Source organism: Moraxella atlantae NBRC 14588 (genome assembly GCF_001591265.1).
GTDB lineage: Bacteria > Pseudomonadota > Gammaproteobacteria > Pseudomonadales > Moraxellaceae > Faucicola > Faucicola atlantae.
The window spans coordinates 1-9,119 of sequence record NZ_BCUL01000037.1 but is presented as its reverse complement, the minus strand read 5'-3'; the positions used below and the strand labels follow the sequence as shown (position 1 = coordinate 9,119).

8 protein-coding genes are annotated in these 9,119 nt (G+C 47.4%); 7 read left to right on the top strand and 1 reads right to left on the bottom strand.

Annotated elements, in window-relative coordinates:
* Positions 1-264 precede the first annotated feature (264 nt).
* From MA2_RS11595 to tnpC, 3 genes are all read left to right on the top strand, one after another.
* Positions 265-600 (top strand): IS66 family insertion sequence element accessory protein TnpB, encoded by a 336-nt coding sequence (locus MA2_RS11595; RefSeq protein ID WP_373279771.1) that lies wholly within the window; start codon positions 265-267, stop codon positions 598-600.
* Positions 597-968 (top strand): IS66 family insertion sequence element accessory protein TnpB, encoded by a 372-nt coding sequence (gene tnpB, locus MA2_RS11000; RefSeq protein WP_079352076.1) that lies wholly within the window; start codon positions 597-599, stop codon positions 966-968. Before MA2_RS11595 ends, tnpB begins: the two co-directional genes overlap by 4 nt.
* Before the next feature lie 84 nt (positions 969-1,052).
* Positions 1,053-2,882, top strand: a complete 1,830-nt coding sequence (gene tnpC, locus MA2_RS10230) for an IS66 family transposase (RefSeq protein ID WP_067059513.1) — start codon at positions 1,053-1,055, stop codon at positions 2,880-2,882.
* Between the two features lie 16 nt (positions 2,883-2,898).
* Here the strand turns inward: tnpC and MA2_RS11590 are convergent, their stop codons facing one another.
* The gene (locus MA2_RS11590) at positions 2,899-3,123 is read right to left on the bottom strand and encodes a YqcI/YcgG family protein (protein WP_082781986.1); all 225 of its coding nucleotides are present in this window, start codon (positions 3,121-3,123) and stop codon (positions 2,899-2,901) included.
* An 886-nt stretch (positions 3,124-4,009) separates the two neighbouring features.
* On the opposite strand from MA2_RS11590, the gene MA2_RS10220 reads away from it, so the two are divergent.
* The 4 genes from MA2_RS10220 to MA2_RS10985 form a co-directional block, all read left to right on the top strand.
* Complete coding sequence (locus MA2_RS10220; protein WP_067059509.1) at positions 4,010-4,327, top strand: MobA/MobL family protein; 318 nt, start codon at positions 4,010-4,012, stop codon at positions 4,325-4,327.
* A 293-nt stretch (positions 4,328-4,620) separates the two neighbouring features.
* Positions 4,621-7,383: a [protein-PII] uridylyltransferase gene (gene glnD, locus MA2_RS10215; RefSeq protein ID WP_067059515.1), complete on the top strand. Its 2,763-nt coding sequence runs from the start codon at positions 4,621-4,623 to the stop codon at positions 7,381-7,383.
* Positions 7,384-7,517: 134 nt separating this feature from the next.
* The gene (locus tag MA2_RS10210) at positions 7,518-8,210 is read left to right on the top strand and encodes a cation diffusion facilitator family transporter (protein WP_067059506.1); all 693 of its coding nucleotides are present in this window, start codon (positions 7,518-7,520) and stop codon (positions 8,208-8,210) included.
* Between the two features lie 416 nt (positions 8,211-8,626).
* Positions 8,627-9,119 (top strand): transposase (locus tag MA2_RS10985; protein ID WP_156470951.1); only part of this gene is annotated, 493 nt, incomplete at its 3' end.

Sequence of the window (9,119 nt, the reverse complement as noted above, 5' to 3'; positions counted from 1 at the left end):
TTATGAATTTAACTGAAAAATTTAATGGTAGTAAAAAAGAACGCCCAGACCCACTCAACCTACGCCTGCACCGCGCACTAAGCTGGTTAGAAAAAGCGTAAGCCCCCGACCAGCCCCTCTACTGCACTCTTAGATGAAGCGAGATAATGTCCATGATTTTCAGTAAATGGACATTAAAATGGCAACCAACAAACCCAAGCGCAAGACCTACAGTGACGAATTCAAAGAATTTCTAGTACAAGAAGCGATAAGCTCAGGCGGTCAATTGCCAGCATAGCCAGAGACAACGGCATCAACCAGAATCTCTTACACAACTGGAAACGAGAACAAAAAGCCAAACAAGCCCAAACCGACCAACTACCCACACTTATTAACAATGACGCTTACCGCAATACACCAACATTCATTCCTATCAATGTTCAGCCAGAGTCAAACCCTGAGCAAATCATCGACCAGAGCACATCCAGGTCATCAGTCCTGACAGGTATAGAACTACAAATCCCCACTCACAATAACAGCCACAACACAATGCCCATAAAACTAAGCATTGCCCAAATCGACAATCACAGCCTTATCGAACTACTACGGGGGCTACAATGAATCCCCTTATCAACCCCCAACAAATCTGGCTATCCACCGCACCCATGGACATGCGAAGTGGCAGCAACAAGTTACTCGCCTTTATCCTACAGCACCACCCAGGCATCCGTCCACACTGTGCCTACCTATTCTACAACAAAGCAGGCACACGGCTAAAACTACTCATTCATGACGGACTGGGCATATGGCTATGCACCCGAACACTCGATGATGGCAGATTTCACGGACTAGGCGAACGCCTCATGCGACATCACAGCCTAACCAACCCAACCACAGGACTCACCATCAGCCATGAACAATTCAACGCCCTTGTCAGCGGACTGCCCTGGCACAACCTAGGCAAAGACATACTCACCCCGCTGACCTAACCTGCCTTTATCATAAACCCGCTAAATCTCAACTATCACCGCCCGTTAGCTGACAATCTATCGCGGTTATGGCAAACTCATGTCATGACCGCTGCCCACCCATCCGACCCAACTGCGCCAAGCTACGCTGAGCTATTAGCCCAAAACGCTCAGCTTCAACAAGAAACACAGCAACTGCAACAACAAATTGAAAAGCAAAGTCGGCAATACCAACAGTTGCAACAACAGCTAGAACAACGATACCAACAGCAAGCAGCGCAACTCAAACAACAATACGAGAAACAAATCGATGCGCAAAGGCAGCAATACGAAGCCGAACTTGCTCGCATCAACCAAGCACTCATTGACGCCATTGCCAAACAGCAACGTCTTATTCATCGCCTGTTTGGGCAAAAAAGCGAAGGCTTAACCCCCAAACAAACCCACTTAAACCAAGAAACCGCCCTAGAAGACCTGGCATCGCTTGAACAAGCCCATGACAACTTCTTAGCCAATCTTAGCGATGACGAGCGAGCCAAACTGATTGCTAACAAGCCGATTGATGCTCAAACGCTTACTACTCAAGAACTTGAAGAAAAGTCGGATAACCAATTAGGTACACTATCAGAAAAACCAACCAAGCCCAAACGGCAAAGACGCATCGTTATCCCTGACAACCTCGACATTCACACCATCATCCACGAACCACCGTCAACCACCTGTGAATGTGGCTGTCAAATGACGCAAATTGGTCAAGATGTTCAAGATAAACTTGGCTTTGTACCAAAGCAGTTTTACCGTGAGCGTCATGTTTATCCCAAATACACCTGCCGTAACGCTGCGTGTAACCGTGAGCGGTTGGTTCAAGCCAAAACCGATGCCCAAATCATCGATAAAAGCATTGCCACGTCTGAGCTACTGGCTCATGTGCTTATCAGTAAATACGCTGACCATTTGCCCCTATATCGCCAAAGCCTGATTTATCAGCGTAGTGGGGTATATTTATCCGATTCAACCTTAGCCGATTGGGTCGGACGCTGTGGAGTACAGCTTGGGTTTTTAGTTAAACGTTTGCATAAAATAATGCTAACCCAGCCAATTGTGCATGCCGATGAAACCCCAGTCAAAGTGTTAAATGGCTATGGGGTAAAAGACGTGAAAGGCAAGTTAAAGCAAGGCTATGTTTGGGCGTATGTAACACCGCAGCACAGCCCAATCAAAGCGGTGGTGTATGACTTTGCCCAAGGTCGGGGTAGTGAGTATCCCAATGCTTTTTTAAAGGGCTTTAAGGGCAAGCTTGTTTGCGACGGCTATAACGGCTATAAGCCATTATTTGGGCGAGGGGTGATTGAAGTAGGCTGTATGGCTCATGCTAGACGTAAGTTTCATGAGCTTCATGTGACAGGGCAGAGTCTTATTAGCATTGAGGCACTAGAACTGTTTCAATCACTGTATGCCGTTGAGCGTGAGATTGATGAGCGGTTTGAGAAAAACCAATCACCAACGCCTAGAGATGCCCAAGTCGTTAGGCAAATCAGGCAACAGAAGGCTAAACCAGTTGCGGATAGGCTTTATGCGTGGTTACAGGAGAAAAGGTTAGGCACGACTAAGAATGCCAGTATTACCAAGGCGATTGAGTATTGCTTGAAACGGTGGCAGGCTCTGACACGTTATTTGGATGATGGCAGTTTGCCGATTGATAATAATTGGGCAGAGAATCAGATGCGTCCTTGGGCTCTCGGGCGTAAGAATTGGTTGTTTGCTGGGTCGCTTGAGAGTGGGCAGCGGGCGGCGAATGTTATGTCGATTATCCAGTCAGCTAGATTGAATGGGCTTGACCCGTATGCGTATTTGGCGGATGTGCTGAGACGGCTGCCGACGCATCTTGATAGCCAGATTGATGAGCTGTTACCTCATGTCTGGAAACCGCAATAGAGGGATGGTCGGGGGCTTACTTTAAAGGAGCAACTACATTTAAAGGAGCAACTACATCAAATATTTGTCTAGGATTGATAACCAAACAGATATCTTTTCCTAAATTACGACTTTTATATTTTAAGTGCTTTGATGAACTTATATTGATGAAAAGTTGTACTTCATTAAAACATAAGCACCATTCATAATTATTGGAGTCTTGTGGCACATCTAAAAGCCATTGTTTGGGCTCATTGTCAATTAAGTATTGTTTGACTTCCTCCCCTCCCTATCGTTCGGAGATTCCTTCTGCAAGACGGTGAAGCCCCACCGCAAACCTAAGACAATGGCAACCGCCCGTACGACACACCGTACATCTTAGGTTCTTATTTTAAGCTAATCCTACCGTTAGGATTGTCATAGACACGAATTAGCTTAAGTGTGTGTTTGGAAACGTCTTACCAGTTAAGTTACTGCGTACTCGCAATTTAGTCTTAACTTAGCTGTGGAATGTAAGACATTGAATATAGTGAGATGAGTATAGCAAAACTTATCGCATTTAACAATTGCCTTATATCCACCGCCTGAAGTCGCAGGTTTACGGCAACGAATGATAAAATTTGTATAGTCTATAACTCCTTGTAAGAAAAAGTTTTTTTGATTATCAGATGATTCACAAAGTAGCCATTGTATTGTATTATTCTTGCTTGCCTTTTTACCAAAAATACAAGGAAAATTATCATTATCTATAATTTTTTTTTATTTCTATTTTACGCTCATGTTGCCAAGTGTTGCTTTGCTCAAACTTAGTTTTCATTAATCCATCCTTTTTGACGAAGATAGATTTAAAATTTTTAGCCTATTTATTAGGGATTTTTTTGCATTGTTATTGTTTGTCTCCCTGACTAATAATTTGTTGTAGTTCGATAATAATACGCTTAAGAAATTTTTTGTCTGTATCCCGATTACTGCTTGATTAATCATACTTAGCAGATTTTGGGCGAACTGGGGATTGTTACGAGCGACTGATAGAACCATGCCACCTAATATAATTTTTTGGGCGTTTTCTTGCTTTTGAGCTATCTGTTGTTGTAGAGTTGCCATTATTCGACTTTATCCCATTGAAACCAGACCAATTTTAGCACAGCATGGCAGAGAGTAAAGGGAGTTTTTCGGAGTATGTGAGTGAGAAATATCAAATAGCGGTTGATATGGCGGTTCATGCACCCGATAAGCAAGGCGATAATCGCAATTTCCACGCCCATTTGCTTTTGATAACAAGAAAAACTGAACAAGACCATGTCGGCAAAATCAAACTGACCGACAAACAAGAACAAGAGTTAATAGCCTACAACAATAAAGGGGCGGATTACTTCAAAAAAGCATTTCAACATCGAGCCAAAGCGAGAGCAGAAGCGGAGCAACAAAACCAAGAGAGCCAAGAGAGCCAAGAGAGCCAAAATTAACAGCGAATGAGCAACAGGCAAGAAATACCATGATGAATTATGGGAATAACAATGTGCTGAACGTGAGCTTTTCAAAGCAAATTTAGATAGGGGGCAAAAACGCACAGAGAACGCCACAGGACAACACAAAGATCCGCCAGCTAGGGTAGTACCACCAACCCCTGTGGTTCGCAAAATTCACGCGGTTTTTTGGCCAGCCATTTATCATCAATGCCAAAGTTTTAGCGGTTGCCAAACCCTAAGCCAACAGGTTACAGTAACACTTACACCAACCTATGACCTTGGCAAAACCCATGCCCATATCACACACCGCTACAAGTATTTTTCATCGCTTGCCACCGCTTTGCTTGACCACTGACAAGCATTTGGGCACATCCGATTGGCTGCGCACCATTGAAGCGCAGCTAGATGCCATGCTGGGCGAAACGGGCGATATCCGCGCGGTGGTGGCAGCGCGTTGCTTGGCGATGGATCGCTTGTTGTGTGCGTTGTTGGCGTATTGCGGCTTGACAGCAGACGAGGTTGCCTTGGTGGCGACAGGTGGCTATGGGCGCGGTGAGCTACACCCGTATTCGGACGTGGATTGTCTGATCATCACGGCGGACAATCCAACCGCTGACACGCATGAACGCATTTGTCGGTTTGCCGCCCATTTGTGGGACAGTGGCATCACCCCTGCATTGGCGGTGCGTAGCCGCGCTGAGTGTGCGACCGCGTGCGCAGATATCACGGTGGCAACCAGTTTACTAGAAGCGCGCGTCTTGTTGGCAAAAAATGCGCCAGATGGTGAAGCACTGCTGTCTGATTTGCGCCACATGGCTTGGCAGGCATGGTCAGCGGCGGATTTTTTTTGTGCCAAAATGACAGAAACACGCGCGCGCTACCGCAAGCACGATGCAACCGAATCCAACCTTGAGCCCGACATCAAACATGCCCCTGGTGGGCTGCGCGATATCCAGACCGTACGCTGGATCGGTTTGCGCTATTTTGCGGTGGCAAATTTTGAAGCGGTGCTCGCTACAGTAACGGCGGCAGGGTTTATCACCGCCAATGAATACCAAACGCTGCATGAGGCAGAAGGTTTTTTGTGGCAAGTACGCCACCATCTGCACCACATCACAGGGCGCAACGAAAACCGCTTGTTGTTTGATTATCAGCGCAATGTCGCTGAGCGCATGGGCTATCACGCCATGCCTGATGACCGCCCAAATGCTGCTGTTGAACGTATGATGCGCGATTATTATCGCTGTGCGATGGCGGTATCAACGTTGTGTGAGTTAATTTGTCAATATGCTGAGCAAACGCTGTTTGGCATGGCTGCGCCTAAAGTTGCCGACATACCGCTCAATGCACAATTTGTTCAGCGCGGTGAGCAAATCATCATGCGTCATGCTGATGTGTTTGTGGCAACCCCATCAGCGATGCTGAGTCTGTTTTTGCTGATGGGACAGCATGATATCAAATACATCGAAACCGCAACGGTGCGCGCGTTGATTACTGCCGCGCCGCGTATTGATGATGCGTTTCGTCAAGCCCCGTATCACCGTGGGCTATTTATGGCAAATTTGGTTGAGCAAAATTTGCTGTTTCATCGCTTACAAGCCATGAAGCGCTATGGCGTGCTTGGGCGGTATATTCCTGCTTTTGCCCAGATCACGGGGCTGATGCAATACGACTTGTTTCATCGTTATACTGTTGATGCTCATACGCTGCGCGTGGTGCGCGTGCTGCATCGCTTCACCGATGCGCGTTACACAGGCGAGTACCCGCTGGTTAGTAGCATTTATCGCGGCATCACACGTAAGGTGCTTTTGACGTTGGCGGCATTGTTTCATGATATTGCCAAAGGACGCGGCGGCGATCACAGTGAGCTTGGGCAAGCTGAAGCATTGGCGTTTTGTACGGCGCACGGGCTGAGCACTGCCGATAGCCAGTTGGTGGCATGGTTGGTTGAGCAGCATTTGTTGATGTCAATGACAGCACAAAAAAAGGATACCTCTGATCCACAAGTGATAGCCACGTTTGCCGAAGCGGTAGGCGATGTCACCCATTTAAACTACCTGTACGCGCTGACTGTGGCGGATATGACCGCAACCAACGCGCAAATTTGGAATAGTTGGCGCGCCACCTTGCTGCGGCAGTTGTATCACCAAACGCGGCGGTTGTTGCTTGCCGATGGTAATGCCAGTGTTTATGCAAGCGAGCAGGGGCGTAAGGATTTGGTACACGCCAAACAGACGCGCGCGCGAACGCTGCTGCAAGCTGATCCAACGCTGTCTGCCGCTGATTTGGCGCAAATTGATAATCTATGGCAAGCGTTGGGCGAGGATTATTTTTTGCGTGAAATTGCGCCCGATATCGTGTGGCATGCCAAGGCGATTATCGCCCATGCGGCTGTGACCAAAGCTGCCACGGATGTTGACCAATCACCGACCGATTTATCACCCACCACACCGCTGATTGCCTTGCGTGAGCATCATGAGTTGGCACTTGATGCCGTGCAGGTGTTTATTTATACGCCTGACCAGCCCAATCTGTTTGCCGTGACGGTGGCGGTGTTGGATGCCATGCAGCTCGATGTGTTAGACGCGCGCGTGATTACCAGTTGTAATGGTATCGCGCTTGACTCATACGTTGTGCTGGATCGCCAAAATACATTATTGGTTGATACGCGCCGCCAAGAGACGCTGCGCACACGCTTGCAACAAGGCTTTGCCAGTCAGCAAATCGCGCCTTTGATTGACAAAAATCTGCCACGTAAATTGCGCCATTTTGATGTGCCGACGCGTGTCGAGATTCGCCCAACCACGATGGCGCAGCAATACACGTTGGCGATTGAAACGCTTGATCAGCCGTCACTGCTGGCACGGGTCAGCCGTGTGTTGCTGGCGCATGAGGTTGCCGTGCAGTTTGCCCGTATCACCACGCTAGGCGAGCGCGCCGAGGATATGTTTATCGTGCGCACACCTGCACCGCTTGCGGCTGCACAAATCGAGGCATTGACCCATGAGCTTGTCAGCGCACTTGCCACGCCGACCAATCATGCTGCCATCTAAAAATCTGCCAATCTTTGCGTTGTTGTTCAGGTCAATGACGGATTTACACAAACACACGCGTCAATAACGGTTTATTTACCAACATCAGAGACAAAATCGGCTAAAATAGACGTATCCCCCCTCAAGGAATTGCCATGCCCGATTTGCCCAAACACTCACACAACCACACGCATCCACACAGCCACGGGCATAGCCACAGCCACCACGGGCACAGCCATGTACCGCGCAATCAGCGGATTTTGTGGCTCAGTTTTGCCATTATCACAGGCTTTATGCTGATTGAAGCCATCACAGGCAAGCTGTTTGGTAGCTTGGCGCTGCTTGCGGATGCAGGGCATATGCTCAATGACAGCTTATCGCTGGCATTGGCAGGGCTTGCGGTGTGGGTGCAAGGGCGCGGCAAACACGGTGATAAATTGTCCTTGTGGTTGGCATTGGTGAACGGTATCAGCCTGTTGGTGATTGCGGTTTGGGTGGTTGTTGAGGCGGTGCAGCGGTTTTATCAGCCACAGCCGATTGATGCGCTGCCCGTGCTGGGTGTGGCGGTAGTCGGGCTGATTGTCAATATCGGCGTGATGAAGCTCATGCAGTATGGTGAACACGATAACCTCAACATGCAAGCTGCTTATGCGCACGTGATTGCTGACGCGCTTGGGTCACTGGCGGTGATTGTGGCAAGCCTTGCGCTGCTCATGTTTGGCTGGCAATGGGTCGATGCGCTGGCAAGTTTGTTGGTCGCGTTGGTGGTTGGTAAAAGCGGTGTTAGCGTCACGTGGCAGGCCGTGCGCCAATTACTGCACAAAGACGGGCAGATGCATGAGCATTAAAAATCATCAAAGATTAAAAATTTTCTCTGCACACGACAAAAAAATAAAAAAGTCTGATAAAACAAGGCATAATAGTAATTTTTTCAACGAATTAAACCATGCCAAATCTTATCAGACTAGAAACTATATTAGCCCAAAACCTAACACTACACAGGGCAAAAATCAACTGCATCAGCCAAATGATAATAGGTTTGATAACCGCCCAAAGTAGCAACCTAAAAAAGATAGCAAGGCACTTTCCCAATACAACACAAACCGACAGCAACTACCGACGCATACAACGGTTTTTAGCAGACACCGAACTTGACGAACACCAAATAGCCAGCCTTATTTACAACCTATTTGGGCTAGATAAAGTTACCCTTACCATTGATAGAACAAACTAGAAATGGGGCAAAAGCAACATCAACATCTTTATGCTAGCCGCCGTACATCACGGCATTGCCATTCCCCTATACTGGACAATGCTAGATAAACGGGGCAACTCAAGTACCTTAGAGCGAACCGAACTGATTGAAAAATTCATTCACAACTTTGGTAAAGACAAAATCGTAAAAATACTCGCTGATAGAGAGTTTGTCGGCAAAGCGTGGTTTAACTGGTTTACCACAGAGCATTTAAAATTTGCTATACGCATCAAAAAAGACAGCAAGGTGACTAACACGCAAGGGCAAAGCGTGCAAATACACACCCTGTTTCACAACCTAAGCCAACACGATACTTATCACCATGACCGAACTTTAATGGTCGATGACTGCTCTGTTAAGGTATCCGCCAAGCTTGATAGCAACAACGATTATGTGATTGTGGCGACCAATGATTTTGACGATGATGATGCGATGGCAACTTATGCCAAGCGTTGGCAGATTGAAACGCTGTTTTCTTGTTTTAAAGGACGTGGCTTTAATC

What these genes read in the sequence shown, in the direction of transcription:
- tnpB (WP_079352076.1), top strand. Translation starts at nt 597, where the DNA reads ATGAATCCCCTTATCAACCCCCAACAAATCTGGCTATCCACCGCACCC.
- tnpC (WP_067059513.1), top strand. Translation starts at nt 1,053, where the DNA reads ATGACCGCTGCCCACCCATCCGACCCAACTGCGCCAAGCTACGCTGAG.
- MA2_RS10220 (WP_067059509.1), top strand. Translation starts at nt 4,010, where the DNA reads ATGGCAGAGAGTAAAGGGAGTTTTTCGGAGTATGTGAGTGAGAAATAT.
- glnD (WP_067059515.1), top strand. Translation starts at nt 4,621, where the DNA reads ATGCCCATATCACACACCGCTACAAGTATTTTTCATCGCTTGCCACCG.
- MA2_RS10210 (WP_067059506.1), top strand. Translation starts at nt 7,518, where the DNA reads ATGCCCGATTTGCCCAAACACTCACACAACCACACGCATCCACACAGC.